Source organism: Bittarella massiliensis (ex Durand et al. 2017), from assembly GCF_017566145.1.
Lineage (GTDB): Bacteria > Bacillota > Clostridia > Oscillospirales > Ruminococcaceae > Bittarella > Bittarella massiliensis_A.
The window spans coordinates 353,290-378,412 of record NZ_JABFCL010000001.1; the positions used below are offsets into that span (position 1 = coordinate 353,290).

The window sequence follows — 25,123 nt, forward strand, 5'->3', positions numbered from 1 at the left end:
ACCAGTTTGCAAAATCATCCACACGGCCAGGAGTATCAGACGCTGCTGAACAACATTCCCGGCGGGGTGCAGCAGTGTCTCAACGACGAGGCGTTCACCTTGGTGGAGGTCAACCAGGGCTTTCTCGACCTGTTCGGTTATTCCAGGCAGGAGATCATGGAGCGGTTTGCGGACCGATATATTGAAATGCTTCACCCGGCGGACCGCCCACAGTTACTGGCCGAGGCGGCACAGCAGCTGGGGTGCGGTGAGAAAGCCACATTCCAGTACCGGGTGCGCTGTAAAGACGGCAGCTACAAGTGGGTCATGGACAACGCGCAGCTGATTTACAATGAAAACGGCGAGGAGCGCATCTTCTGTGTTTTGACGGACATTACCGAACAGCGCAACATCCGGGAGGAACAGCGCCTGTCCCTGGAGCTCCACCAGATCATCATGGACCAGGCAACCGACATCCTGTTTGTCTGGGACTTTGCGGGCGACACCATGAGCTACTCCTCCAATTGGGAGAAAAAGTTCGGCTATCTGCCCACTTACCACGGGCTGTCCCGGCCGGATACAGTGTACCAGAACATCCACCCGGACGACATCCCCGCGCTGAGAGAAGCCATGACGGCCGCGAAAAACGGGAGCGCTTTTTCCACCGTGGAGGCCCGGGTGCAAAACAAGAAGGGCCGCTACCTCTGGTGTCGCTTTCGAGCCACCGACCAATACGACGAATTCGGGTCCCCCCTCAAAGCCGTGGGGGTCATCACCGACATCGACGAGGAAAAGCGGAAGCTAGACGACCTGAAAAAGCGAGCGGAACTGGACGCGCTGACCGGCCTGTATAACCGGGCCGAGACCGAAGCGCGCATCCGGCGGCACTTGGCAGGGCAGCCGAATGGGCTGTGCGCCCTCTTTGTCATCGACATCGACAATTTCAAGGCCATCAACGACGGGCTGGGCCACCTTTTAGGGGACGCGGTGCTGACTGAATTGGGCGCGGAAATGAAGAAGCTGACCCGCCAAAGCGATGTGGTGGGGCGGATCGGCGGGGACGAGTTCGCGATCTTCCTCAAGGACTTTCCCACTGTAGCTGTCGCCAAGAAAAAAGCGGAGGGACTGCTGGAGATGTTCCGCAGCCTGTTCCGCAGGGAGAAGCGGCCGGTGGAGGTCACCTGCAGCATTGGCATAGCAATCCATCCCCAGGACGGCGCGGACTTCCCCTCCCTCTACCACAGTGCCGACCTGGCTCTCTATCAAGCCAAAAGCCGGGGCAGAAATCAGTACGCCTTTTTTGGCCCTCAGAGTGAGTCGCCCGTCGGCGTGGCTGACCATACCGCCCTGGGCGCGGATATCGACTCCGACCAGCGCGGGTTGGGGGCTGCCGGGGAGCTGACGGACTATGTGTTCCAAACCCTTTACAGTTCCTGTGACCTGGACCAGGCCATTGGGCTGATCCTGGAGATTGTGGGCAAGCGGTTCGACGTGAGCCGGGCCTACATCTTCGAGAACAGCGAAGACGGGCTGCATACCAGCAACACATACGAGTGGTGCGGCGAGGGGGTCGCCCCGGAAAAAGAGAACCTGCAGCACTGCTCTCTCGTGGATCCCCTCGACTATCGGGAGTTCTTCAAGGAGAGTCCGATCTTCTATTGCCGGAACATCAAATCGCTGCACCCGGCGCTGACGGAATTTTTCGGGGCGCAGAAAATCTGCTCCACCTTGCAGAGCGCCATGTATTATGGGGCGGTGCTCAGCGGCTTCATCGGGTTTGACGAATGCACCGGGGTCAGGATGTGGACCAAGGAGGAGGTCGGGACCCTGTCGGTGATCTCCCAAATGCTGGCCACCTTCCTGCAGAGAAAGCGGATCGGCGACCACGACCGGCAGCTAGCGGACCGGCTCAGCACCATTCTGGATGCCCAAGATGCCTACATCTACGCCATCGGCCGGAACAGCTATGAGCTTCTGTATATCAACCGGAAGGTGCGGTTGCTGGACCCCAAAGCGGAGACCGGCATGACCTGTTACGGTGCCTTTTTCGGGCGGAGCGCGCCCTGCGAGACCTGTCCGCTTACCGGCGGGGCGGGTGAAATTTACAATCCACAATACGGCGTGTGGACCAAGGTCAAGGCGGCGCCCATGAAATGGGGCGACATCGACGCCTATCTGCTCAGCTGCTTTGACGTCACGGAATACAAGAAGGCGCCGGGATGCCGAGGGGAAAAAACAGTATGAGCGGCGAGGTGAAGAATCGTATGGCCCATAGGAAAAAGGAACTGCTCATCGCAATCCCTGTCCTGCTGCTGCTCATCGTGTTTGGGATCAGCATCCCACTGATTTCCAATATCGGCAATAAGATGGAAAACTCGGCGTCGAAAAACCTGATCAGCGCGACCTATGTGATCGAGAACAGCGTGAACACCAAATTGGGAAACGATTGCAGGGCATTGGAAAACTTCCTGAAATCCGGAGTGGAACTCAATGTGGCAAATCTAGAGGTCTTTTGCCGGAGCAGCGGCTTTACCCGGATCAGCTTTCTCGGCCCGGACGGGACCGGCTTCAACTGCGATGGGGAGCAAACCAGCCTGAGGGACCTTGGAAACGACGATACCGCACTTGCAAAAGGCGAGCCGAGCATTTCCAACTGCTATTACAACTTTACCGGCAGGAAGAGCATCGCGTTCAGCCTCCCTGTTTTGCAGGATACAGAGGTGATTGGCGCCGTTTTCGCGGAGCGCGGCGTGGAGGGCTACTACAGCGACAGCGAGTTCTCCTTTTTCGAGGGGGCGGGCCGGGGCTTTCTGGTGGAGGCGTCCACCGGCGACTTTGAACTTAAGACGATCCAGCCGGACGGCCTGCCCATTGCAGCAAACAACCTCTTTGATAACCTGAGGGAATCCGACAATGATCGTGAACTGGTGGAAATGCTCAAGCAGGCCATCGCGGAGGGGGGGACGGGTACCGTCCCGGTCAATTACAACAGAACCTCGAGCTACCTCTGCTTCACCCCTGTGGCGGCCAACGACAACTGGTATTTAGTTACCATCATCGGTGAAAACGACCTGATGGCAGAGTCGCACGCCATCCACAACACGATCCTCTTCACGCTTGCGCTGGTGGTGCTCGGCCTTCTTTTGGCTTGGGGGCTAATCTTCGTTATCGTGATGAGGGGCAGAAAAGAGTCGGAGCGCAAAAGACGGTACGACCTTTTTGAAAGCATCACTTCTACAGTGGAGCACGCCTTTATGGTCTATGATCCGGTCGGAAAACAAGTGGAATACGCCTCGGAAAACATGGGGCGGATTTTCGGTATGGATAGGGATCGGGTTCTGCAGGATGTGAGCAATGCCTTTGATTGGCTGGGCATCCCCGCCGATGACGAGCGCCGGATGCGCTTTAGCGCAGGCGCCCTCACGGAGAATTACAAGCGGGAGATCTCAGTTGCTTCCGAGGGAAAGATGCGCTGGATCAAGACTGAGGTTTCCCTCAGCGGGAACGGAAAATATGTCGTGGCCATGACCGATGTGACCCGCGAAAAAGAATCCGCACAGGCGCTTGGAATCGCCATGCGCAACGCGGAAAACGCCAACCGGGCAAAAAGCGAATTTTTGTCCAATATGAGTCACGACATCCGCACCCCCATGAATGGCATCATCGGCATGACCGCCATTGCCGCCGCTCACGCCGGCGACGAGGTGCGGGTGAAGGACTGCCTGAAGAAGATTTCCGACGCCTCGGCCTATCTGATGAACCTGCTGGGTGAGGTACTGGATATGAGCAAGATCGAGAGCGGCAAAGCATCCCTGGACGAGGATACGTTCAACTTGGCGGATTTTACCCACAACCTGATCCAGATGAACCACGCCGCCATGGAACGCAAGGAGCAGGAGCTCTCGGTACAGATCGACAATATCCGGCATGAGGCGGTGCTGGCCGACCAAGTCAAGCTCCAGCAGGTGTTCATGAACATTATCAGCAACGCCGTCAAATATACACCCCAGGGTGGGAAAATCCAGATCCGTCTCACCGAGCGGCCCTGCGCGGTCAAGGGCTACGGCTGCTATGAATTCACCTGTCGGGACAATGGGATCGGCATGAGCGAGGAGTTTCTGAAAAAGCTCTTCGTCCCCTTTGAGCGGGACCGCAGCGAGGCCACCCGCGACATCCAGGGCACCGGTCTTGGCATGTCTATCGTCAAGAGCATCCTCGATATGATGGGCGGCGTCATCAGGGTCAGCAGTGAGCCCGGGGAAGGCACCGCCATTGCCGTCATTGTAAATCTGCACCTCGAGGATACGGAACTGGAGGAAACGCTGCCCCGCCTTCCCGTCCTGGTGGTGGACGATGATGAGATTTGCTGTGTCAGCACCGCCGGGCTGCTGGAGGAGATCGGCATGGCCGGCGACTGGGTTCTCTCGGGAGAGGAAGCGGTCCAGCGGTGCGCGGAGGCCCATGAGTGCGGATCGGATTACTTTGCCGTCATCCTGGACTGGAAGATGCCGGAGATGGACGGCGTGGAGACCGCTCGGCAGATCCGTAGACGAGTGGGGCCTGATGTGCCCATCATTATTTTGACCGCCTATCAGTATGAGCACATCGAGGAGGAGGCCCGGCAGGCCGGCGTCACGGATTTCCTGCCTAAACCTCTCTTCCGCTCCAAGCTGTACCACAAACTCAAACAGCTGGTGGAAGGCGGCGAGGCGGATCCGGGCACGCTTGCCGCCGCAAGCGTCTCCGACCTCAAGGGCAGGCACATCCTGCTGGTGGAGGACAACGAGCTCAATCTGGAGATTGCCGTGAACATCCTAGATGCTACCGGGGCGGAGATCGAAACTGCGGCTGATGGGAAAAAGGCATTGGAGCAGTACATGGGTAAGCCGGCAGGCTATTACGAACTGGTGCTCATGGATATCCAGATGCCGGTGATGAACGGCTACGAGGCCACGCGGGCCATTCGGAGTTCCGGCAGGCCCGACGCACTGACGCTGCCTATCCTGGCCATGACAGCCAACGCCTTTACCGACGATCAAGAAAAATCCCGCGAGGCCGGGATGAACGGCCATCTGGCAAAACCCATTGACATCCAGCAATTGATGGATGCCCTGGCGAAATATCTGGGAGGAGAGAAAAAATGATGAACAAACATATCCTGAAACGGTATTTTTGCGGGCTGCTGGCCGGCGTTTTGACCCTGTCGCTGGTGGGCTGCAGCAAGGAAAAGACCGTGGAGCTGGTGGACAAGCCGGAGCAGGCCACCATCATCCGGCTGTATTCTGGCGGCGGAAATTTTTCCGATTCCAACCCGGCCAAGTACTGGAGTGACAATTTTCAGAAAGAGACCGGCATCCCCGCCGTCATCCACTATAACGAAGAAGGGGAATACTACGCGGCGGCGGGCCAGGACAGCCGCACGATTCTGCGCAATCGGATCGAGAGCGACCAGCCGGACGATATGTACATCGTCCAGGCGGAGGATATGATTGAGTTTGCCAGAAAGGGCTATATCCTGGACCTGTCGGATTTTGACTTCGTGGGCAATCTGTCTGAGACCGCCCGGCAGCTTTCCACCATCGACGGGAAGGTCTACTGCCTGCCCCTCGTCTATACGGGCTTCGGGCTCTACTGGAATGTGGACCTGCTGGCCGAACACGGCCTGGAGGTGCCGGAGAACTATCAGGAGTTGATAGCGGTCTGGGATGCGCTGGTAGACAAGGGCATCACACCCTATGCCGGCAATATGGACTACGGGCTGAGCGTACCGGCCATGTGCCTGAGTCTCAATGCGGTGTATGGGAGCCCGGACAAGGACCGGCTGCTGGCCGACCTGACGGACGGGACCACCCCCATCAGCACCTACGCCCGGAAAGGCTTCGAGTTTATCGCCCTCATGCGAGAGCGAGGGTATGTGGGGCCGAAAACAGGAGAAATCAAGCCCAAGTCCGAGGAGGAAGCGGCTCTTTTTCAAGGCGGGAAAGCCGCCTGTGTCTGCTCCGCTGGGTGCACAGTACTGTACAATGATCCCGAGGCCACCGGCTTTGCGGTAAAAATGACCGGCTGGCCCCTGCTGGAAGATGGATACATCTCGGTGGTGGGAACGAGCAAGAAGCTATGTATCAATCCCGCGTCAAAACATCTGGATGTTGCCACTGCCTTTGTGGAGATGGCGGGCTCTGAGGAAGCGCTGGTGTGGTGCACCGATACGGGAAAGGTATCTGCGGGCAAGGTCAACGACCCCGCCAAATATCTGGAGACGGAGAAGGAGTTCGACGAGCTCATCCAGACGCCGGGGCAGATTCCCAACACGGACATGAACCTAAAGCTGAATCTGTGGGAGCACGTCCGGGACATCTCCCGGTTGGTGGTCACCGGGGAGATTTCAGTGGACGACGCCTGCCGGATGCTGGATGAGAAACAGCAGCAGGATATTGCCGCCAATGCGTCGAGCGGATCGTGAGGGATGCCCGACTGTTTTATCCCCAAAATAATCAGTATGTCCACGGAGGCAGAAATATATTCTCTTCCCCTTGACAGCGGTAGCCGTTATCTATTGCGATAAGTACAAGGAAAAACATTCCTCGCCATATTGCCCAAGCTGACAACTGAATACAAACTTATTGTCATATCTGATATTGTAGACTTACATATCAAAGGTTAAGCAAAACCTCGCGGTACGGCAGACAGCATACCGCCATTTGTGTTTTGCTTGACTTTCGGTATGTAGGTCTTTTTATTTTGTCAAGGAGGAAATGTCAATGAAATGGGACCCCTTTGTCATGCTGCCAAAGAAAATTTTTGCGTACAAGCTCTCCCCCATTCCGTTTGCCGTCTACTGCTACTTGGTGTACTGCCACAACAAGCAAAACGGGTGCTGCCCCAGCAGACGGACCATTTCAAAGGCCTGTTCCATCTGTGCGGCCCTGTGTGGCTTTTTCCAAAACAGTGCCGGTTTTTCTTCGACACAGGATAAAAAAGAACAAATCGGTATTTTGATGAAGTCCAGCCAGGTGCGGGAGATCAACGCCCCCTACCCTCTGCACAATCACGACAGCAGAAGCGAATTTATCCGCCAATCGGCGGACTTCTATGCCGGCTTTTTGGAGGCTGAAAGCAGCGAAAAACACATGAGTGAAACCACCTTTGCCTTCCTGGAGAGCGAGCTGGAACGGCTGGAGTCCCGCATCCGCGAACAACCGCTCCGAATGTGCGCGGAACTGGAACTGTCCGTCCACCTCTTCGCCAGCCAGGCGATCGGCGCATCCGACGACTGCCTGGAACAGCTGAGAAAGCAGTGCGTCTCCGGCATAAGAAAGGCCGTAAGGCTTGGCTTTCCCAACCGCTCCGAGTTCATCGATTCCGCCATCTCAGAGTGTCTCAGCCGTGACCTGCTGAAAGAATTCACAGGCGATCTGTCCCAATTTTAAATACAGAGCTGAGCGCAGCGAGATTAGAGACATGGAACAGCATCTAGCCAAGCTGTCCTATAAAACCGCGGTGGAGATCGCGCAGGTTCATCTGATGTTGGTCTCCATGTTGGAAACTCCCTGTGTGGATACCAAGAAGCTGCGGGGCGGCCGGTCAACAAGAGCAGGGACTACACGCCACTGGGTACAGGGCTGAAAAACACGACTGAGCTTTACCGCGGAGAGGAGGACAACGATGAATCAGCCGCCTGACAGCTACAAATCAGAAGGCGAGATCTTTGTGGAAACCACCTGCCCGCAGATGAGCGTCACTGTTATTCGCGGCATCTAGTACGTTGTGTTCAGCTTTTTTGACGGACACAAGACGGCGCAGGAGCATCTGGGCGGGCTGATCCAAAACTCCTTTGAAGCCGCTGGCGAGGTCGAAATTGCGAGCGGATCTTTGTTGAATAGCGGTATGTCTATTCCGGGCGAGACCGGGTATGACGGTGCTGTCACAGGGACGCTTCGGGAAAGGCGCAAAGGATGACTATGAAGCGAGGCAACTCTATTGCTGCCTGAGCTAGGACGCCGGACAGGTGGGCACCAGCGGCAGCATTGAAACGCAGAAAACCTTTGCCGACCCAATACTGCAAGGGCAACGGGTTTGCCGTTGAAAAAATCTATTGTGACGACGGCTGGAGCGGCACCAACTTTGAGCGCCCCCAGTTTAAACAGATGATAGAGGACACCGAAGACGGGAAGATCAATCTGGTCGTGGTAAAACACCTCTTTCAGTTTTACCGGGAGTACGCGCAGATGGGCCTTATATTGAGCACCACTTTGGAGAAAAAGAGGTGCGCTTTATCGCCGTGGGTGGAAGCATCGACACCCTGGACGGCACAGACACCATCACCATGCCCATCACCAACACCACCATCAGTCCATCATTAGCCGGGAGCTGTGGGATACAGCGCAGAGGCCGATGGCAAGCAAGCGTCAGGAAACCAAGCGGGGTGAGATTAGGATGTGCGCCGGGCTGGTAAAATGTGCCGGGTGTGCTCCCTCCCGGAACGTGGGTTACGACAATTGCAAGGGCAAGTTTGCCGGTTTCGCCTGCCGGGTCTAAAAGAACTACAGCAAGGAGCGCTGCACCTCCCACGCCGTCGGCTGGCAGCCCCTCTGCCGGTTGGTGCTGGGGGATATCCGCCGCAGTGCCCGCTTTGCCGCTTACCACACAGAGGAATATCTGGCGGCGCTGACCGAGGCCAAGGCCGCGAAGCAGAAGCGGGAGACAGATCAGTACAGCCGGGAGTTGAAGAAAACGGAGCCCCCCCAGAACTGGACAAAATTTTGAACAAACTCTATGAGGACAGCGCCCTGGGCCGAATCGGCGAGGGGCGGCGCCAAAGCATGGCGGCGCAGTATGAGCAGGAGCAACACGACCTCAGGGCAAAGAAAACGGGACTGGAAACCCTCATTCAGCACGCCGAGAAGGTCTATGCCAATGCAGAAAACTATATGTTGCTCATCCGGTATTACTATGTGGTATAATAGCCGCAAGACGGCTATTATACCTGGGGATGGCCAGGCAGATGCGCAAGCTGCGCTTGCTCCCTGCCCCATGGCCAATACCACTGCGCGCTTCGCGCTTGTGGTATAATGGTTACAGGCGAGGTGGTTGCATGATCTTCATAACCGGCGATACCCACGGCGACTTTACCCGGTTCAGCAGTGAAAATTTCCCGGAGCAAAAGCGCATGAATAAGGAGGATTTCGTCATCATCTGCGGAGACTTCGGCGGTCTTTGGGACGGAACCCGAAAGGAACACTACTGGCTGGACTGGCTGGAAAACAAGCCCTTTACCACCCTATTTGTGTCCGGCAACCATGAGAATTATGATTTACTGTCGACCTTATGCGGTCGAACAGTGGCGCGGAGGAAAGGGGCAGTTTCTCCGTCCCTCGGTGATTCACCTGATGCGGGGTCAGGTTTTTGACCTGGGCGGAAAGCGGGTATTCACCATGGGCGGAGCATCCTCCCATGACATCACAGACGGCATCCTCGACCCCAAGGCGCCTGATTTCCGAAGCCGCAAAAAGCAGCTGGATGCCCGCCGGGCACTCTACCGGATCAACCGAAAATCTTGGTGGGCGGAGGAACTGCCCAGCGAGGAGGAGTATCGGGAGGCGGAACGGAACTTGGACACCTGCGGCAGACAGGCGGACTTTATTATATCCCACTGCTGCCCCTCCAGTGTGGTAGACATCATCGGGAGCGGGATGTACCAGCATGACAGGCTAACCAACTACTTTGAAACGCTGAAAGACAGCTGCCAGTTCCAATACTGGTTTTTCGGGCATTACCACGAAAACAGGGCCATTGAGCGAAAATACATCCTACTCTACGAGCAGATCATCCAGGTGGAACCGCCGGAATAAATAAAGAGAAAAGTTTCTTTGGCCTCAAAGCAAGGGTTATGATATAATATAGTAAACCAAACTTTATATAAAAAATCCTATACAGGGCATGAAAATAGTCGCCCTTAACTACAACCAGCAGTCGCCGGCTCAAGTCCGGCCAGTAGTTCCAAACCTGCGGCGCGCAAGTCGCGCACCGCAGGTTTTTCTATATTGAAACTATTTTTCCCACACTTCTAGCCAGGTATCTTTTTACAGCGCCAACCCATCAAAAGGCCCCACCGCAGCTTTCGCGTTGGGGCCTTTTGCCGCCCTGCCGGCAGTCCCTGTGGCAGCCGCCTTTTGACTTGCGGCAAAACAGGCCCGCGGTGAGCAGGTCGCCCACCGCGGGCCTATTTGCTTTAAAGAGCGGGCGCTCTCTTCCGTCCAGTTTCCCCTAGCGCCCTTCCACCAGTTCGATGGCTTCCTTCCCGCTCAAGCGCTCGATGCGCAGTTCCACCACACAGACCTGGTCAAAGAGCCTCTCGATCTCCTGCCGGCGGCCTTCCGGCTGCTGGGGGGAGTACTTGGCCGCCAGCCGCTCCAGAGCGGCCCGCTTCTCCCCCGCATCGCACAGCACCCGCGCCCTGCCAAAGGCGATGGCGCTGCGAAAGTAGGTGGTGTACTCCTGGGGCACCACCCGGTCCTGGTCGATCACGCAGAAGGACACCCGCTCCTCCCTGGCAATGGCGTCCAGTTTCTGCCCGACTGGGGCGCAGTGAAAGAGGATGCGCTCCCCGTCAAAGACATAGCTCAAGGGCACGGCGTAGGGGTAGCCGTCCTCCCCCGCCACCGCCAGCACCCCGGAGGTCCCCCGGTGCAAAACGGCCTCGCAGGCCGCTCTGGAAAGAGCCTGCCGCTTCCGGCGCATCTCTCGGGCCACCGCGCTCTACTCCCCCCTCTTCAGCCGCTCGGTGTCCTCTTCCACCTTCAGGATGGCTTCTTTAAAGCCGCCCACCACCACCGTCATGTTGGAGGCGATGATGGAGGCCAGGGGCTGGCCGCAGTTTTCCACCCGGTAGCCCTCGATGTCCCGGTAGATGCCGTCCTCCCCCCGGTTGCAGGGCACCTTCTCAATGAGGTCCCGCCCGTCCGAGAGGAAGCAGTAGCAGCGGTAGCCCAGGCCAAAGCTCATCCCGCTCTCAAAGACGGTGCCGCTGTCGGGCTCGTGGCCGTGGTAGGGGTTGAGGTTGGCGATGACCATGTTGCTGTTGCGGATGTGCAGCTGGTCGCGGTCAAAGTAAAAGGCCGAGCGGGTGTAGACGTCGCTCATGTCCTCGGGCTCCTTGAGGCCGGGAGCCTCGTCGGGGGGAAAGATGCCCTCCACCCCGTGGTCCAGGGCAAAGGCCTTCATCCGGTCGCCCACCTCCCTGGCGTTTAGGAGGAAGCACTCAAACCCGGCCAGGTAGGCCCGGGGCAGCTCCCCCAGGGGCCAGGTGGACTGGGCGCGCAGGTCCTGCCGGGGGACGATGCGCTGGCCGCGGTCCTTGGCCTCCTCGATCAAGTCCATGACAATGGTCTTGAGGCAGGCTTCAAAATCGCCCTCCACGATCTTGGAGGGGACCATGTACATCAGGTTGCCGGCGGTGTGGGCGGTGGCATAGCCCATCCCGTGTTCGTCGAGGATCTTCCCGTCGGGGCAGAGCTGGCCCACCGGGTAGCGGTGGATCACATCCCGCCGGTCCCGGGTGAAGCTGTACAGCTTTTTGCCCCGGGCAAAGCCGACCCCCAACTCAAAGATGGTGCCGCTCTCCGGCTCGCCGCCGCGAAAGAAGCTCACGTCCCCCACCACGATGTCGCAGTCGTCCAGGTAGTCGGGGGTGAGCTTGCGCAGGGGCTGCTTGCCGGTGGCCGGGTCGCAGTCGTCAAAGCCCATCTTCTCCCTGATATTGGTGACCTCAAAGCCGTATTCCTCGGCCAGGTATTTCATGGTGAGCAGTTGGTGCTCGCCCCCGGGGTAAAAGCACTGGGGGCCGGTGATGTACAGGCGGGGTTTTCTCATAAAAATACCTCCCTTGTCTTTGTTCGCCCGCTGCGGCGGGCCGTCTCGTCGTCCAGTCCCAGAGTAACAGCCCGGCTGTCCCCCTGTCAATTGACGGCCCCGCCAATATCAAAACGGTTTTTTCGACAGAGTGACGAAATGAAGCCCCGTTTTTTGTCATCCCCTATAAAGGATTTGCCTCCCCGCCGCTCATAGACCAGGTCGGCAATCCCGTTATACCGCCCCGTCGACACCAGCCGCAGCCGGCGCTCGACCCCCAGCCCCTCAAAGAGGGAACACCCCTCCCCCAGCAAAACCGGCAGTACCGAGAGGTGGTAGCGGTCGACGCAGTCCGCTGCCACCAGCTGGCGGGCCACCTCCGCCCCACCGCAGACCCAGATGTCCCCCTCCCCCTGCCGCCGCAGCCGCTGGATCAGCCGCGCTGGGGGCTCGTCGACAAAGGTCGCCTCCCCCCGCTTTGCCGGCGGCCGGCGGGTGAGCACAAAGCAGTCCTTCCCCGGGTAGGGCCAACGCCCGGGGGAGAGCTCCTCCACGATCTGGCGGTAGGTGCGGCCCCCCATCACCACCGCACCCACCCCCCTGTAAAATTCGGGGTAGCTGCCCTCGCTCCCGGGCTGTGACCCGTCCCCCTCCATCCAGCCCACGCCGCCGGTCCAATCGGCAATATAGCCGTCCAAACTCATGCCGATGTACAATACAACCCGTCTTTTCACGCTGTTTTCCTCCCTCTCTCTCCCCCCGCAAAGTCCTTTTTTATTTATTTTAGCCATCCAGCCAAAAAACCGCCACCTTTTTCCCCTTTTTTCACAAAAGGGGTTTGACGTTTTTGCTCTGCTGTATTACAATGTAGGGGAAATAGCCAAAGACGATGATAGAGACAGTACGGTTGAAACAAACGCCACAGCGAGCCGGGGGGAGTGGGAGCCCGGTGCCAGTCGTTTCTCTCGGAACATCCCTCTAGAGTTGCAAGCTGAAAGGGCGACCGAGTAGGCCTCGCCGGTTTTCCGCCGTTATCGGGAACGCATATGTTGGTATGTTGCAATAGGTGGTACAGCGAAGCGCATTCGGCCTTCGTCCTGTTTTGCAGGGCGGGGGCTTTTTTGTCGGTTTGCGCGTTTTCATAGACTCACCTTTCGCAGCGCACGAAAGAAAGCATTGGAGGTTTTAAAAAGATGTACAACAAGGTGCCCACAGATCTCAACTTTGTGGATCGGGAAAAGGAGGTCGAGCAGTTCTGGGAGAGAGAACACATCTTTGAAAAGAGCATCGACAGCCGCAAGGAGGGCGAGACCTACACCTTCTACGACGGCCCCCCCACCGCCAACGGCAAGCCCCACATCGGCCACGTGCTGACCCGGGTCATCAAGGACATGATCCCCCGCTACCGCACCATGAAGGGCTACATGGTCCCCCGCAAGGCCGGCTGGGACACCCACGGCCTGCCGGTGGAGCTGGAGGTGGAAAAGGAGCTGGGGCTGGACGGCAAGGAGCAGATCGAGGAGTACGGCCTCGAGCCCTTCCTCAAGCGCTGCAAGGAGAGCGTCTGGAAGTACAAGGGGATGTGGGAGGACTTCTCCGCCACCGTCGGTTTCTGGGCCGACATGGAACACCCCTATGTCACCTACGACAACAACTTCATCGAGTCCGAGTGGTGGGCCCTCAAGCAGATTTGGGAGAAGGGGCTGCTCTACAAGGGCTTCAAGATCGTCCCCTACTGCCCCCGCTGCGGCACCCCCCTCTCCTCCCACGAGGTGGCCCAGGGCTATAAGGACGTGAAGGAGCGCTCGGCCATCGCCAAGTTCAAGGCCAAGGGGGAGGACGCCTACATCCTGGCCTGGACCACCACCCCCTGGACCCTCCCCTCCAACGTGGCCCTCTGCGTCCACCCCGACGAGGACTACGTCAAGGTGGAGAGCGGGGGGGAGCGCTACTACCTGGCCGCCGCCCTCTGCGAGAGCGTGCTGGGCGAGCAGGGCTACACCGTGCTGGAGCACTTCACCGGCCGGGAACTGGAGTACAAGGAGTACGAGCCCCTCTTTGCCTTTGTGCAGCCCAAGGAGAAATGCTGGTACGTCACCTGTGACGGCTACGTCACCCTCACCGACGGCACCGGCATCGTCCACATCGCCCCCGCCTTCGGCGAGGACGACGCCAACGTGGGCCGCAAATACGGCCTGCCCTTTGTCCAGCTGGTGGACGGCAAGGGCGAGATGACCAAAGAGACCCTCTGGCCGGGGATGTTCTGCAAGGACGCCGACAAGGAGGTCCTCAAGAATCTGGAGGAGCGGGGCCTCCTCTTCTCCGCCCCCACCTTTGAGCACAGCTACCCCCACTGCTGGCGCTGCGACACCCCCCTCATCTACTACGCCCGCGACTCCTGGTTCATCAAGATGACCGACGTCAAGGACGACTTGATTCGCAACAACAATACCATCAACTGGATTCCCGAGTCCATCGGCAAGGGCCGCTTCGGCGACTGGTTGGAAAACGTGCAGGACTGGGGCATCAGCCGCAACCGCTACTGGGGCACCCCCCTCAACATCTGGGAGTGCGAATGCGGCCACCGGCACGCCGTCGGCAGCATTGCGGAGTTGCGGGAACTCTCCCCCAACTGCCCGGAGGACATCGAGCTGCACCGCCCCTACATCGACGCGGTCACCATCACCTGCCCCCACTGCGGTAAGCAGATGAAGCGGGTGCCCGAGGTCATCGACTGCTGGTTTGACTCCGGCTCCATGCCCTTTGCCCAGCACCACTACCCCTTTGAGAACAAGGAGCTGTTCGAGCAGCAGTTCCCCGCCGACTTCATCTCCGAGGCGGTGGATCAGACCCGCGGGTGGTTTTACTCCCTGCTGGCCATCTCCACCCTGGTGTTCAACAAAGCCCCCTACAAAAACGTCATCGTCCTGGGCCACGTGCAGGACGAAAACGGCCAGAAGATGTCCAAGTCCAAGGGCAACGCAGTGGACCCCTTCGACGCGCTGGAGACCTACGGGGCCGACGCCATCCGCTGGTACTTCTACTCGAACTCCGCCCCCTGGCTGCCCAACCGCTTTCACGGCAAGGCCGTGCGGGAGGGGCAGCGCAAGTTCATGGGCACCCTCTGGAACACCTACGCCTTCTTCGTCCTCTACGCCGACATCGACCAGTTTGACCCCACCCAGCACCGGCTGGAGCCCGAGAAGCTGTCGGTGATGGACCGCTGGCTGCTCTCCAAACTCAACACCATGATCCGCACCGTGGACGAGAGCCTGCAAAACTACCGCATCCCCGAGGCCGCCCGCGCCCTGCAGGAGTTCGTGGACGACATGAGCAACTGGTACGTCCGCCGCAGCAGAGAGCGGTTCTGGGCCGTGGGGATGGGGCAGGACAAGGTAAACGCCTACATGACCCTCTACACCGCCCTGGTGAACTGCTGCAAGGCCGCCGCCCCCATGGTTCCCTTCATCGCCGAGGAGATCTATCAAAACCTGGTGCGCACCGTGGACCGCTCGGCCCCCGAGAGCATCCACCTCTGCGACTTCCCGGCGGTGGATGAGTCCCTCATCGACGGCGAGTTGGAGCGCAACATGGACCTGGTGCTGCAGATCGTGGTGCTGGGCCGCTCGGCCCGCAACGGCGCCGCCATCAAAAACCGGCAGCCCCTGCAAAACATGTTCGTGCAGGCCCCGGCCGCCCTGGAGGAGTACTACCGCCAGATCGTGGAGGAGGAGCTCAACTTGAAGGCCGTCACCTTTGTGGAGGATGCCAGCCGCTTCACCTCCTACACCTTCAAGCCCCAGCTCAAGACCCTGGGCCCCAAATACGGCAAGAAGCTGGGCGAAATCCGCACCGCCCTGGCCGGGCTGGACGGCTCTGCCGCCAAGGCCCAGCTGGACGCCACCGGCGAACTGAAGCTGGCCCTGGCCGACGGGGAGATCGCCCTCACCGCCGACGACCTGCTCATTGAGACCAAGCAGACCGAGGGCTTTTACACCGTGCAGGACGGCGGCATCACCGTGGCCATCGACACCGCCCTCACCCCCGCACTCGTCGAGGAGGGGTATGTCAGAGAGCTGGTGAGCAAGCTGCAGACCATGCGCAAAGAGGCCGACTTCAACGTGATGGACCACATCACCGTCACCTTGAGCGGCAGCGAGAAGCTGGCCGCCATCGCCCGCAAAAACTGGGAGGAGATCGCCTCCGACGTGCTGGCCGACGGCTTTGCCTGCGGCGCGCCGGAGGGGTACGCCAAGTCCTGGGACATCAACGGCGAGGCGGTGGAACTGGGCGTGAAACGGGTCTAGTCCCCTTCCCCCACCCGTTTTGCCTCCGAGAGGGGCGCTGCCCGCGGGCAGCGCCCCTCTTTTGCGCCTTTTGGGGGAAGCGAGGGGGCAACAGGGGGAGCGCGCCGCAAAGTCCGGGGCCCTTTTCGGGCAGACACCCCCTTGCCCACACCGCGGCCCCCGGCCGGGCATCGACACCAACCAAAAAAGGCGCTGCGGACGAGTTGCCGCAGCGCCTTTTTCATGTAGTAAGAGAAGCGCTCTACGCCCCCGCCTTCCGGCGGTCGTAGAGGACCTTGATGCCGTCGAGGATCAGCGTTTTGTCGATGGCGGTGAATCCCCGGTAGGCCCGGCTCACCGTTTTGGCCAGCCCGCCGGTGGCCACCACCCGGGCCTTCTGCCCCAGCTGCTCCTCCAGCTTTTTTACGATGTTGTCCACCGCGCCGGCATAGCCGTAGATAATGCCGCTCTGCATGCTGGCGACGGTGGAGGTGCCGATGGCCTGCTCGGGGGGGACGATCTCCACCCGGGGCAGCTTGGCCGCCCGCTCCACCAGGGCGTCCATCGAGACCTTGAGCCCGGGAAAGATGGCCCCCCCCAGGTAGGCCCCGTCGGCAGTGACCACGTCAAAGGTGGTGGCGGTGCCGAAATCCACCACAATGAGGGGGCCGCCGTACTTGTGGTAGGCCGCCACCGCCGTCACCAGCCGATCGGCCCCCACCTCACCGGGGTTGCCGTAGCGGTTGTCGATCTCCACCGGCAGGTTCTCCCCCACCAGCAGGGGGGGCTTGTCGAAGTATTTTTTGATGGAGTTGATGACGGTGTAGTTGAGCTGGGGGACCACCGAGCTGATGACGATGTCCTCCACTCGGTGCCGGTCGAGCCCCCGCAGAAAGAAAAACTGGGTCACAAAGAGGCCCAGCTCGTCGGAGGTGACGGCCTTGTTGGTGGAGAGGCGGAAGGTGTGCGCCAATGTCTCCCCCTCGAAGATGCCAAATTCCATGTTGGTGTTGCCGATGTCCACGACCAAGAGCATACGTCAAATCCCCCTGCTGTTTCGGTGTTGAAAGCCCCTTTAGTATACGGCAAAACCGCCCCCCCGTCAAGAAAAAAAGGGGGGACTGGACAAAGTCCCTTCCCGCCCCATTCATCACCCTGTACAGATTGTAACTGGATTGTAGCCATTTCTTAACCACTTGTTACCTTTGCCCCCTTTTTGCGGTGCTATAATAAAAGTACAGAAAGCCACCGGCCCTTTGGCCCCTTTTGCGAGAGGAGTGATGGACGTGATGTGCAGACGCCAAACCGTTTGGAAAAGGGGGCTGGCCGCCGCCCTGGCGGCCTGGATGGCCCTGTCCCTGGCCGGCTGCGGCCAGAAGGAGGTCACCGGCCAACTGGACGAGACCGCCAAGGAGGACAGAATCGCCCAGGTGCGCATCGACGGGGCCGAGGTCACCTTTAAGAGCACCATTTTGCTGGAGGTGCAGGAACAGGGGTACGACCTCTCCACCACCCCCGATTTCGCCTCCCTTTTAGAGCCCGGCGACAGGGTGGAGGCGGGGGCCCCGGTGCCCGACATCTACATGGGCAAGGGGGGAAAGGTAGTGGCCAGGCTCACCTGTCTTGCCAGCGGCAGTGGGGAGATTCCCCTGCTGGAAGCGCGGGTCGGCTCGGCCGCGATCTTCTATGGCCCCCACCACAGTGAAGAGGTGCCCGAGAACTTCCAGCCCCACGTGGAGATTGGAGGGGTCGATTTCACCGGCCTGACCCTGGACGGGGTCGACGCCGTCATGGCCGGCAAGGCCAACGAGAACGACGGGAACGTCGTCCTCGGCGGGGACGTCGACCTGCTCACCGGCAAGACCCTCAGCACCGGCTACCCCGTCGGGCGCTGCCACTACTTTTTCTACTACCACCGCGACAGCGACCTGCTCTCGATTGTGGGAGTGAGCGCTGACTGAAGCAAGGTCAAAAAAGGAGGGACGGCAGGATGAAAAAGCTGTTTGACCGCACCTTTCCCCGGCGAACGACAGCCCTGCTCGCCACAGGGTGCCTCGCCATTTCCTTTGCACTGTCTTTGAGCGGCTGCGGCAAGGAGGCGACCGGCTACCTGGACGAGGGGGTGAAGGAGACCAAGACCCCCCTAGTGCAGGTGGAGGAGGCAGAGCTCTACCTGGGCCGCACCATCCTCTTAGAGGTGCGGGAACAGGGGTACGACCTCTCCCTCTCCCCCGACTTCACCCGCCCCTTGCGTGAAGAGGACCGGCTGGACCCGAGCAGTGCCCTGCTGCCGGTCTACATGGGCCGCGACGGCCAGGTGGTGGCCCGGTTGGGCTGCGCCAACACCGGCAACGGCCAGCTGCCCACCCTAGAGGCGCGGGTCAAGAGCTTCGAGGTCTTTTACGGCCCCTGCCCCGCCGATGTAAAGGCGCCGGAGAACGCCAAGCCCCAGGTGGCGATCGGCGGCGTCGACTTCACCGGACAGGGGGCCGAGGAGGTGCGCTCCCTGCTGGGGGAAAGGGCCGGTTCCGCCACCGATGGAGGGGGCTCGTCCTCCCAGTACACCGTCGGCGGGTGTATGTACACCTTCTCCTTTGCCGCCAACGGGGCGGTCAACCGGGTCTGGGTGCAGGGTCTCTAACTTTTTCACCGCGCGGGCGGGCGCTCTGCCTTGGAGCGCCCGCCCTCTTTTTTGCCCTGCCTCTCCCCGCTCCCCTCTCCCTTCTGCAAAAAATGAAACGCCGCCGTAACAAGCCCCCCTCCCGCCGGTACTATTGGGTGAAAAGGCCTTTTTGAATGAAAGACAAAAGGAGGGCTCTGCAAGATGGATACCAGCCAAGCCCTGTGCCAGCAGGCCCAACAGCACCAGCGCTTCTATCGGCAGTACCAGCGCCTGGCCTACACGGTGGCCCTGCGCATCCTAAAGGACGCCAGGGACGCCGAAGAGGTGGCCAGCGACGCCATGATCCGGGTGTTGAGCGCGCCCGAAAAATACGACAGCAGCCGGGGCAGCATGAAGAGCTATGTGGCCCTCATCGCCCGCAGCCAGGCGCTGGGCCGCCTCGCTGGAACTGCGCGAGCGGCTGGGCAGGGCGGTGCTGGCCTTAAGCGAGCCGGAGAAACAGCTGTTTGCCATGCGCTTTGTCTACGGCTACTCCACCCGGGAGATGGCACGCTTCTTTGGCATCAGCCAGAACGCCGTCACCACCCGGGTATCGCGGCTGCGAGACAAGTTGAAACCACTGTTGGAGGAGCGAGAGGAGGACTGCACCCATGAATGAAGAGAGATTTGACCGGCAACTGGCCGAACTGCTGGACGAGGAGACCCTCCTGGCCGTCAGCCAAAGCCTGTTTGAGGCAAAGCCGCTCCGGCGGCGGGTCTGGCGCAAGGCCGCAGCCGTTGCCGCCGCCTTTGTGCTGCTGTTGGGGGCCGTCAACTACCAGAGCGTGGTGGCCTTTGCGCAGCAGCTGTACTACCTGATAGCCGGACAAGGCCTGACCACCGACACGCCGCCAGAGGGGTACCGAGCCTTTTTAGACACGGTGGAGGCGCGCGACGAAAAGGGGGGCCTCCTTCAACTGAAGCAGGCCATACGGCTTTCAGACGGCACCCTGTGGCTGGCGGTGAGCTATTACCTGCCGCCGGAAGAGGTCGCCCAACTGCCCGCCGACGATTCCTTGGCCGCTCTGGCCGACTGCGCGCACAAGATGAATTTTACCCTGCAAACAGACGGCAGGGAATACCCCCTCACCGCCCTTGAGGACCTGTCGATGGGGGCCGGCAGCAATGGCGTCACAGAGGAGCTTTGCAGCGCCTACATCGACTTCACCCTGACTTGTCAGGTCGAGGGGCCGGCTGAGTTCATCACCCTTCAAAAGGGCGGGTGTCAACTGTCGGCGACACTGACGGCCCCCGTCGCCGTCTCCTCCCACAGCATTCCTGTCAAGGGGCGGGAAAAACTCTCCTTCCGGCTGATGCAGATGAACGGCGACGGCAGCGCCATCGCCCTGTTGCCGCAGGCAGAAGGGCTCTCCCCCGGCAACTATTCGGCGTACTTCCGCGCCGCCCTCTTCAACACCCAAAAAGGGGACGGCTCACACCGCAGCATTCGCGCGACTGGCAGCGCGCTCCTGCCCGCGGCCGGAACCAATGCCATGGTTTGTCTGCCCTTCGATACACTGGAAAGCGAAGAGCGCATTGAGGATTTCTATTACAGCGATCTCAAACTCTTTGTCAGCCAGGATATTCTGCGCGGCAAGCCGGAAGCCATGCCCACCGCCGAGGACTGCATCCCCCTCGACAAACCGGCTGACGGGGAGGCAGTGTCCCTCAACAAAACCGCCGATCTCTGCGGCCTACCGGTACAGCTAAAGCAGATCAAAAACCAGGACGGGCTTCTCACCATCGTCGTCGCGACCGACACGCCCTACGGCAAAATTGAGCGCCTGGAAGCTTTTGAACTGGGGAGCCAAAAGGAGGAGTTGCGCCGGCTGTCCGACACCAAAACGCGGTATCAGAGCGCCGACTCTTCGCAAGGTCACCAGTACGATGTCACCCAGCGCGATGACAAATATATCTCCATCACCTTTGACGCGGACAGCTGCGGCAGCGAAGTGCAGCTCTATCTGGGAAGCGCCATCCTCCGAAATGCAATCAGCGGGACCTATACCCCCCAGTGACTCCTTCCCACCTCAAAGGGGAGCCCTTTGGCCATTCCGCCGGCAGGCCGCGACCTGGTTTTTTATGTAAAGAGAGGCAGCGCGATGGTGGAAACTGCCCTCCCCTTTTCTCTCGCCCTCCGCACCCCTATAGGGGCAGACCGTCCTCTCTTTTCACACCCTTTCCAGAGCCCCGCACAGAAACGACATGTCAAGAGATGCGCTGATTCTCCCTGCTGGTGGCGGGACATAGAGGGAACGCTTTGACCGCTTCCAAACGGCTCCTGTTCCCGCGTGTATCAAGCCGGCCGCGGGGCGGGGTTTCCCCACATAGGCGGCGTGCCAACGTCGCAAAACATCTCGTGCGCTTCGGAGAGCGCTCAAATATCAAATCTCGGTTCCAGCAGGGCCTTTTCGCACAGCGGGGCGGGACATTCGTGTCCCGCCCCGCTCCATTTTCTTCTGCTATCCCGCAAAACCGATCTTCCGCGCTCCGGGCCATGGACAGTCGCCCCATTGCCCCTCGCCCTCCTCGGCCTTCCCAGTCAACAGGTCGATGGCGGCGTCAGCCAAAAGGCCAAGATAGTTCTCCGCATCGGCGTCGCCGCACAGGAGTTTCCACAAAAGCCCGCCAAACAGGTAGGACTGGGCAAATTCCCGCCATCCGTGCAACTCCTCCACCACCCGCTGGGAGAGCTCCCACAGGATACCTGTGGCCTCTCCCTCGGTGATCCAGCCCAGATAGCAGCCCCAACGGGCCAACATGGCCGCCCGGCCCACATCCCAGCCGGTGAGAAAGCCCGGCCCAAAGCGCGTCTGATAATGCTGGGCAAACCGCCAGCCCCGCGCCACAGACATCCGCTCTTCCTCGCCGTCCACCTCTTCCTGCAGGATCTCGGGTGACTGCGCCCCACAGTACAGCCGGTAGCGCAGGGCGTATCCCTCCCGAGTCAGATGGCGAATGGTGTCCAGCAGCTCTCCTCTTCCGTTGACACCCCAGGACCGGCGCACCAGCGAGGCGATCTGTTGTTCCATGACTGGGATGTGTTCCTCCACGTCCATGCCGTCCAGTTGGTGGTCATTCAGATTGGAGATTATGCCTGAGAGCAGAATGCCAAAGTGCGTCCAGCGAGGGTCGCCCTTTGCGTAGGGGATGGGCTCCGGCTCTGGCAACGCCTCGATCTGCGCCATCTTCTCATCCAAAACTTCGTAAAGCTTTTGCTCCAGCGCAAGGTCCAGTTCCCAGTCGCCGCCCTCGTTTTCCCCGCCGTCTTCTTCCATGGCCAAGGTCTCCAGAGCGGCGGCGATGACGCCCATGTCCTCGCCAAAGAGCCGGTCCATCATGCCCTCTACGCCCAGGGCGGCTGTCTCATCCACCTTTTCATCCACCATCCGCTGAAGGATGGCTTCATTGGCCGCCATCTGGGACACCGCCTCTGAACCGAACAGCTGTCCTAAAATTTCCACTTGGCGCTGCTGGCCAGAGGCTGTTTGCTCAGCAGCCCGCGCCGCGGACTGTGCCTGCCATGTGGCCCCTTCCGCCTCCGCCTGTTCGGTGTTGGCCTGCATCTGTTCAGCGATCTTCTTGCCCTTCTCAATGTTTTCATTGAGCTGCCGAGACGCCCGATCAGTGGCCGCCTGGGCGCGCTTCATGATCTCGTCCATATCGATCATCGTTCTTTTCTCCCTTTTCCCGTTCCGTCGGCAGAGGATGCCAGGCGCCCGCCTTCTTCTTGCCAAACAGCCGTCTGAGGCCACCTAGAACCCCCTCCACGATGGCATACCAGGCGTGGCCGACGAGAAATACAAGCACCAGAATGGCTAGCACCGCGCCAATTGCGCCCAAACACATGCCGTTTCGCCCTTACTTGGTCCTGAACTTGTCCATGAAAAATTCAGTGAATTCTTTGGCCTGGGCCTCCTGGTCGATGTAGATATACAGGCTCTCGTCCTCCAGCCAGTCAAAGATGTTGATACCGATATACCCTTTGCGGTCGGGGTAGATAATAAAGGCGTCTGTGGGGTATTTGTTGCGGTAAGCTTTGTGGATGTCCGACCGGCGGTAGTAGGTGGGATCGCCGCAGCCGGAGAGGTCGGGAACGGTGGGGACCACGACAATGGTCTCCTTCTGTTCGTTCCAGCCCACGATCAAGCTGCCGATCTTGGTCTTGCTCCCGTGGACCAGCCCGTAATTGAAGCGGCTCACATCCTCGGTATAGCCGGCCACCAGCTTGTAGTCCGACCCGTTTTCCACCACTTGGTTAAAGAGCACCCGCATTTTCTCACGATTGGCGTCGCTCTTGACTTGATCCACTTCCGGTCCCTTGAACAGTTTGCTAAACAGTCCCATACAGTATTTCCTCCTTGATATTTATTGTTTATTTCTTGCGCAGGGTCTCCATAAAATCGAGAATCGCGTCAATTTGAAACGCGGTCATCTCATCGGCGGCATCCGGGAAGAGGAAGGGCAGTGTATCCGGAACCGCTTTGCTCACGATGGCCGTAGAGAATACCAGGTTGCCAATCAGCTTCACCGTCTGTGCCCCGGCGCGGACGCCAAAGATCTCCAGCAGTTTTGCGATAAAGGTCAACTGCCGCTTCTGGAACGCTTGGCGCGTTTCCCCCGAAAGGCACCGAGAGAGGGTCTGCTGTTCCTCCACGCTCATAATGGCAAAACGGCGCTGCCCGCCGCTGCAGAGATTGCGGAAAAAACACTCTACGCCCTCCCGCCAGTCGAGGGTCGGGTCGTCCCTCAAGCTCTCGGCGTAGGCCAGGATCTGGCGCTGCTGCCGGTAGAATGCCTCTATCACCAGGTCCTCTTTGGCCGGGAAGAAGGCGTAGAAAAAGGTGCGGGAAATGCCCACACGGGTGTAAATCTGCTCGACAGTGGTGTGTTGAATGCCCTGGGCGACAAAGAGTTCCAGCCCCGTTTCAATCAGCAACTGCCGGATATGGTCCCGCTCCGCTTTGGAATAGGCAACTTTTGGCATCTCCGCTCCCCCCTTTATTAAAATAGAGACAAAAAATAATTTTAGTATTTATTATTATATCAAACGCCCCTCAAAAAGCAATGGGAAACATATATGTCTGACCGGAAAACACAATGCAAATAAGCTGTAAGCGAAAATGGGATAAAGGCAGATCTTGCGATCGAAGCTGTTCTGCCCCGCCTCCTGCCCGCAATAGAGCGCGATTTTGGCCCAGTTTTCCCGCTCGCGGGCTTCTGTATGGGGAGCTCCAAGGGCATCAAAAAAGAACACCCGTCCCCTCTTGCCGACTGGTGTTCTTTGCCCATGTATTCCCTTTTCCCGCCATTCGCCCGGCCGTCAGCCCTGCACAATTGCTAGCACTGCCAGGTACTGGATCGCGGATGTTTGGCTTTCGGGCGGGACTCTCTTCGCCCTTTAGTCGTCGTCCCGGTGGGCGGCGACCCGCTTTTCAATGTCTTCCTTGAGGCGCTGAACCCCCTCTTCGGTGTGCTGCTGCAGCTCTTCCAGCCAGCGCTCCCACCCAGACCAGTGGGTGTGCAGACTCTCCTTGATCTGCTGCAGGTGGCTCTCATAGCGGGTGGAGTGCATATTGGGGAAGGCCCTGGTCAGCCGCCTCTGAAAGAGGCGGTGGCGCTGGGACTCCTCTTTGTACTTTTGCAGCAGCTCCTTCACCCGCAGGCGGGCATCGTCGGCCTTGGCGGAGCGGGCTTCCTCCAGCAGCCGGTCGATGCGGGCCTTGATCCCCTCGCCGTTGTACCAGCCGGCGGCATCCAACCGGGCCTTGATCTCCTCGGCCAGGGCGTTGAGGGTTTGCAGCTGCCGGTTGATGCCCAGGGCGGCGCGGACCGAGACGGCCAGGTCGGCGGCAAAGACCGCCAGCAATACCAGGGTGGCCACCAGCCGGACCCAGGGGGGGATGCGGTCAAACAGCCGCTCCACCGCCGGGTGCAGCAGGTAGAGCATGACCACCGCCATCACCCCGAAGAGGAGGGAGTTGCGCAGACAGACCCGTCCGTTCAGGTTGAACCTGCGCGCCGAGTAGTCCCACCACTTGGCGGAGAAGAGTTTTTCCATCACATAGCTAGTCAGGTATTCCAGGGCGCTGGTGAGCACCATCCCCAGTGCAAAGACCGCCGCCGGACTCTGCTGCACCGGCCGCAGCAGCAGCACGACGCCCAGGGCCCCAAAGCCATAGATGGGGCAGACCGGCCCGTTGAGAAAGCCCCTGTCCGCCAGCTTGCGCTGGCCGATGGAGCAGTAGACCGTCTCGCAGAGCCAGCCCACAAAGCTGTAAAAAACCAGATACAAAAACCAGGTGCAAAGGGTGGTGACCATCTTCTCTCGCCGCCTTTTTATTGG

23 protein-coding genes and 1 pseudogene are annotated in these 25,123 nt (G+C 59.6%); 15 read left to right on the forward strand and 9 right to left on the reverse strand.

The features are described 5' to 3' along the window. Nucleotides 1–6: 6 nt before the first annotated feature. The 9 genes from HJY11_RS01720 (at nt 7) to HJY11_RS15575 (ending at nt 9,830) form a co-directional block, all read left to right on the forward strand. Nucleotides 7–2,223 (forward strand): sensor domain-containing diguanylate cyclase, encoded by a 2,217-nt coding sequence (locus tag HJY11_RS01720; RefSeq protein ID WP_208074342.1) that lies wholly within the window; start codon nt 7–9, stop codon nt 2,221–2,223. Further along, the gene (locus tag HJY11_RS01725) at nt 2,220–5,123 is read left to right on the forward strand and encodes a PAS domain-containing hybrid sensor histidine kinase/response regulator (protein ID WP_208074343.1); all 2,904 of its coding nucleotides are present in this window, start codon (nt 2,220–2,222) and stop codon (nt 5,121–5,123) included. Before HJY11_RS01720 ends, HJY11_RS01725 begins: the two co-directional genes overlap by 4 nt. Beyond that, nucleotides 5,120–6,442, forward strand: a complete 1,323-nt coding sequence (locus HJY11_RS01730; RefSeq protein ID WP_208074344.1) for an ABC transporter substrate-binding protein — start codon at nt 5,120–5,122, stop codon at nt 6,440–6,442. The genes HJY11_RS01725 and HJY11_RS01730 overlap by 4 nt, the downstream gene beginning before the upstream one ends. A gap of 298 nt (nt 6,443–6,740) precedes the next feature. Beyond that, nucleotides 6,741–7,409: a helix-turn-helix domain-containing protein gene (locus tag HJY11_RS01735; RefSeq protein ID WP_208074345.1), complete on the forward strand. Its 669-nt coding sequence runs from the start codon at nt 6,741–6,743 to the stop codon at nt 7,407–7,409. A gap of 31 nt (nt 7,410–7,440) precedes the next feature. Beyond that, on the forward strand, nt 7,441–7,605 hold the full coding sequence (locus HJY11_RS01740; protein ID WP_208074346.1) for a hypothetical protein: 165 nt from the start codon (nt 7,441–7,443) through the stop codon (nt 7,603–7,605). A 401-nt stretch (nt 7,606–8,006) separates the two neighbouring features. Further along, nucleotides 8,007–8,342, forward strand: a complete 336-nt coding sequence (locus HJY11_RS15565) for a recombinase family protein (RefSeq protein ID WP_368041518.1) — start codon at nt 8,007–8,009, stop codon at nt 8,340–8,342. Nucleotides 8,343–8,741: 399 nt separating this feature from the next. Next, nucleotides 8,742–8,942, forward strand: coding sequence for a hypothetical protein (locus tag HJY11_RS01750; protein ID WP_208074348.1), 201 nt, complete (start codon nt 8,742–8,744; stop codon nt 8,940–8,942). Between the two features lie 131 nt (nt 8,943–9,073). Continuing rightward, nucleotides 9,074–9,388 carry a metallophosphoesterase family protein gene (locus HJY11_RS15570; protein ID WP_368041519.1) on the forward strand — a complete coding sequence of 105 codons (315 nt, stop codon included), beginning with the start codon at nt 9,074–9,076 and terminating at the stop codon, nt 9,386–9,388. Beyond that, nucleotides 9,369–9,830, forward strand: coding sequence for a hypothetical protein (locus HJY11_RS15575; protein ID WP_368041520.1), 462 nt, complete (start codon nt 9,369–9,371; stop codon nt 9,828–9,830). Before HJY11_RS15570 ends, HJY11_RS15575 begins: the two co-directional genes overlap by 20 nt. Before the next feature lie 415 nt (nt 9,831–10,245). On the opposite strand, the gene HJY11_RS01760 is transcribed toward HJY11_RS15575, so the two are convergent. The 3 genes from HJY11_RS01760 to HJY11_RS01770 form a co-directional block, all read right to left on the reverse strand. Further along, the gene (locus HJY11_RS01760) at nt 10,246–10,731 is read right to left on the reverse strand and encodes a pyridoxamine 5'-phosphate oxidase family protein (protein WP_208074349.1); all 486 of its coding nucleotides are present in this window, start codon (nt 10,729–10,731) and stop codon (nt 10,246–10,248) included. Nucleotides 10,732–10,737: 6 nt separating this feature from the next. After that, nucleotides 10,738–11,850 (reverse strand): nucleoside 2-deoxyribosyltransferase, encoded by a 1,113-nt coding sequence (locus tag HJY11_RS01765; RefSeq protein ID WP_208074350.1) that lies wholly within the window; start codon nt 11,848–11,850, stop codon nt 10,738–10,740. An 86-nt stretch (nt 11,851–11,936) separates the two neighbouring features. Continuing rightward, nucleotides 11,937–12,563: a dihydrofolate reductase family protein gene (locus tag HJY11_RS01770; RefSeq protein WP_368041521.1), complete on the reverse strand. Its 627-nt coding sequence runs from the start codon at nt 12,561–12,563 to the stop codon at nt 11,937–11,939. A gap of 459 nt (nt 12,564–13,022) precedes the next feature. On the opposite strand from HJY11_RS01770, the gene ileS reads away from it, so the two are divergent. After that, nucleotides 13,023–16,136 (forward strand): isoleucine--tRNA ligase, encoded by a 3,114-nt coding sequence (gene ileS / locus HJY11_RS01775; RefSeq protein ID WP_208074352.1) that lies wholly within the window; start codon nt 13,023–13,025, stop codon nt 16,134–16,136. A 241-nt stretch (nt 16,137–16,377) separates the two neighbouring features. On the opposite strand, the gene HJY11_RS01780 is transcribed toward ileS, so the two are convergent. Next, nucleotides 16,378–17,151, reverse strand: coding sequence for a type III pantothenate kinase (locus HJY11_RS01780; RefSeq protein ID WP_208074353.1), 774 nt, complete (start codon nt 17,149–17,151; stop codon nt 16,378–16,380). Between the two features lie 253 nt (nt 17,152–17,404). Here HJY11_RS01780 and HJY11_RS01785 point away from each other — a divergent pair, with 253 nt between their 5' ends. From HJY11_RS01785 to HJY11_RS01805, 5 genes and pseudogenes are all read left to right on the forward strand, one after another. Then, on the forward strand, nt 17,405–18,076 hold the full coding sequence (locus HJY11_RS01785) for a hypothetical protein (RefSeq protein ID WP_208074354.1): 672 nt from the start codon (nt 17,405–17,407) through the stop codon (nt 18,074–18,076). 29 nt (nt 18,077–18,105) lie between these two features. After that, the gene (locus HJY11_RS01790; RefSeq protein WP_208074355.1) at nt 18,106–18,756 is read left to right on the forward strand and encodes a hypothetical protein; all 651 of its coding nucleotides are present in this window, start codon (nt 18,106–18,108) and stop codon (nt 18,754–18,756) included. 183 nt (nt 18,757–18,939) lie between these two features. Beyond that, nucleotides 18,940–19,128: pseudogene (locus HJY11_RS15580) on the forward strand (sigma factor); the annotation flags it as partial. 10 nt (nt 19,129–19,138) lie between these two features. Further along, complete coding sequence (locus HJY11_RS01800; protein ID WP_208074356.1) at nt 19,139–19,396, forward strand: RNA polymerase sigma factor; 258 nt, start codon at nt 19,139–19,141, stop codon at nt 19,394–19,396. After that, nucleotides 19,389–20,795 (forward strand): hypothetical protein, encoded by a 1,407-nt coding sequence (locus HJY11_RS01805; RefSeq protein WP_208074357.1) that lies wholly within the window; start codon nt 19,389–19,391, stop codon nt 20,793–20,795. Before HJY11_RS01800 ends, HJY11_RS01805 begins: the two co-directional genes overlap by 8 nt. Nucleotides 20,796–21,239: 444 nt before the next feature. Here HJY11_RS01805 and HJY11_RS01810 read toward each other — a convergent pair whose 3' ends face one another. From HJY11_RS01810 to HJY11_RS01830, 5 genes are all read right to left on the reverse strand, one after another. Next, nucleotides 21,240–22,448 carry a DUF1266 domain-containing protein gene (locus HJY11_RS01810; RefSeq protein ID WP_208074358.1) on the reverse strand — a complete coding sequence of 403 codons (1,209 nt, stop codon included), beginning with the start codon at nt 22,446–22,448 and terminating at the stop codon, nt 21,240–21,242. A gap of 190 nt (nt 22,449–22,638) precedes the next feature. After that, on the reverse strand, nt 22,639–23,124 hold the full coding sequence (locus tag HJY11_RS01815; protein ID WP_208074359.1) for a hypothetical protein: 486 nt from the start codon (nt 23,122–23,124) through the stop codon (nt 22,639–22,641). A gap of 28 nt (nt 23,125–23,152) precedes the next feature. Next, nucleotides 23,153–23,764 (reverse strand): TetR/AcrR family transcriptional regulator, encoded by a 612-nt coding sequence (locus HJY11_RS01820; RefSeq protein WP_208074360.1) that lies wholly within the window; start codon nt 23,762–23,764, stop codon nt 23,153–23,155. Between the two features lie 54 nt (nt 23,765–23,818). Then, nucleotides 23,819–24,034, reverse strand: a complete 216-nt coding sequence (locus HJY11_RS01825) for a hypothetical protein (protein ID WP_208074361.1) — start codon at nt 24,032–24,034, stop codon at nt 23,819–23,821. A gap of 144 nt (nt 24,035–24,178) precedes the next feature. After that, on the reverse strand, nt 24,179–25,099 hold the full coding sequence (locus HJY11_RS01830) for a putative ABC transporter permease (RefSeq protein WP_208074362.1): 921 nt from the start codon (nt 25,097–25,099) through the stop codon (nt 24,179–24,181). Between the last annotated feature and the right edge of the window lie 24 nt (nt 25,100–25,123).

Excerpts from the sequence above, each read along its gene's own strand:
- HJY11_RS01725 (WP_208074343.1), top strand. The coding sequence starts at position 2,220 with ATGAGCGGCGAGGTGAAGAATCGTATGGCCCATAGGAAAAAGGAACTG.
- HJY11_RS01730 (WP_208074344.1), top strand. The coding sequence starts at position 5,120 with ATGATGAACAAACATATCCTGAAACGGTATTTTTGCGGGCTGCTGGCC.
- HJY11_RS01735 (WP_208074345.1), top strand. The coding sequence starts at position 6,741 with ATGAAATGGGACCCCTTTGTCATGCTGCCAAAGAAAATTTTTGCGTAC.
- HJY11_RS01740 (WP_208074346.1), top strand. The coding sequence starts at position 7,441 with ATGGAACAGCATCTAGCCAAGCTGTCCTATAAAACCGCGGTGGAGATC.
- HJY11_RS15570 (WP_368041519.1), top strand. The coding sequence starts at position 9,074 with ATGATCTTCATAACCGGCGATACCCACGGCGACTTTACCCGGTTCAGC.
- HJY11_RS15575 (WP_368041520.1), top strand. The coding sequence starts at position 9,369 with ATGCGGGGTCAGGTTTTTGACCTGGGCGGAAAGCGGGTATTCACCATG.
- HJY11_RS01765 (WP_208074350.1), bottom strand. The coding sequence starts at position 11,850 with ATGAGAAAACCCCGCCTGTACATCACCGGCCCCCAGTGCTTTTACCCC.
- ileS (WP_208074352.1), top strand. The coding sequence starts at position 13,023 with ATGTACAACAAGGTGCCCACAGATCTCAACTTTGTGGATCGGGAAAAG.
- HJY11_RS01780 (WP_208074353.1), bottom strand. The coding sequence starts at position 17,151 with ATGCTCTTGGTCGTGGACATCGGCAACACCAACATGGAATTTGGCATC.
- HJY11_RS01785 (WP_208074354.1), top strand. The coding sequence starts at position 17,405 with ATGTGCAGACGCCAAACCGTTTGGAAAAGGGGGCTGGCCGCCGCCCTG.
- HJY11_RS01790 (WP_208074355.1), top strand. The coding sequence starts at position 18,106 with ATGAAAAAGCTGTTTGACCGCACCTTTCCCCGGCGAACGACAGCCCTG.
- HJY11_RS01800 (WP_208074356.1), top strand. The coding sequence starts at position 19,139 with ATGTGGCCCTCATCGCCCGCAGCCAGGCGCTGGGCCGCCTCGCTGGAA.
- HJY11_RS01805 (WP_208074357.1), top strand. The coding sequence starts at position 19,389 with ATGAATGAAGAGAGATTTGACCGGCAACTGGCCGAACTGCTGGACGAG.
- HJY11_RS01810 (WP_208074358.1), bottom strand. The coding sequence starts at position 22,448 with ATGATCGATATGGACGAGATCATGAAGCGCGCCCAGGCGGCCACTGAT.
- HJY11_RS01815 (WP_208074359.1), bottom strand. The coding sequence starts at position 23,124 with ATGGGACTGTTTAGCAAACTGTTCAAGGGACCGGAAGTGGATCAAGTC.
- HJY11_RS01820 (WP_208074360.1), bottom strand. The coding sequence starts at position 23,764 with ATGCCAAAAGTTGCCTATTCCAAAGCGGAGCGGGACCATATCCGGCAG.
- HJY11_RS01830 (WP_208074362.1), bottom strand. The coding sequence starts at position 25,099 with ATGGTCACCACCCTTTGCACCTGGTTTTTGTATCTGGTTTTTTACAGC.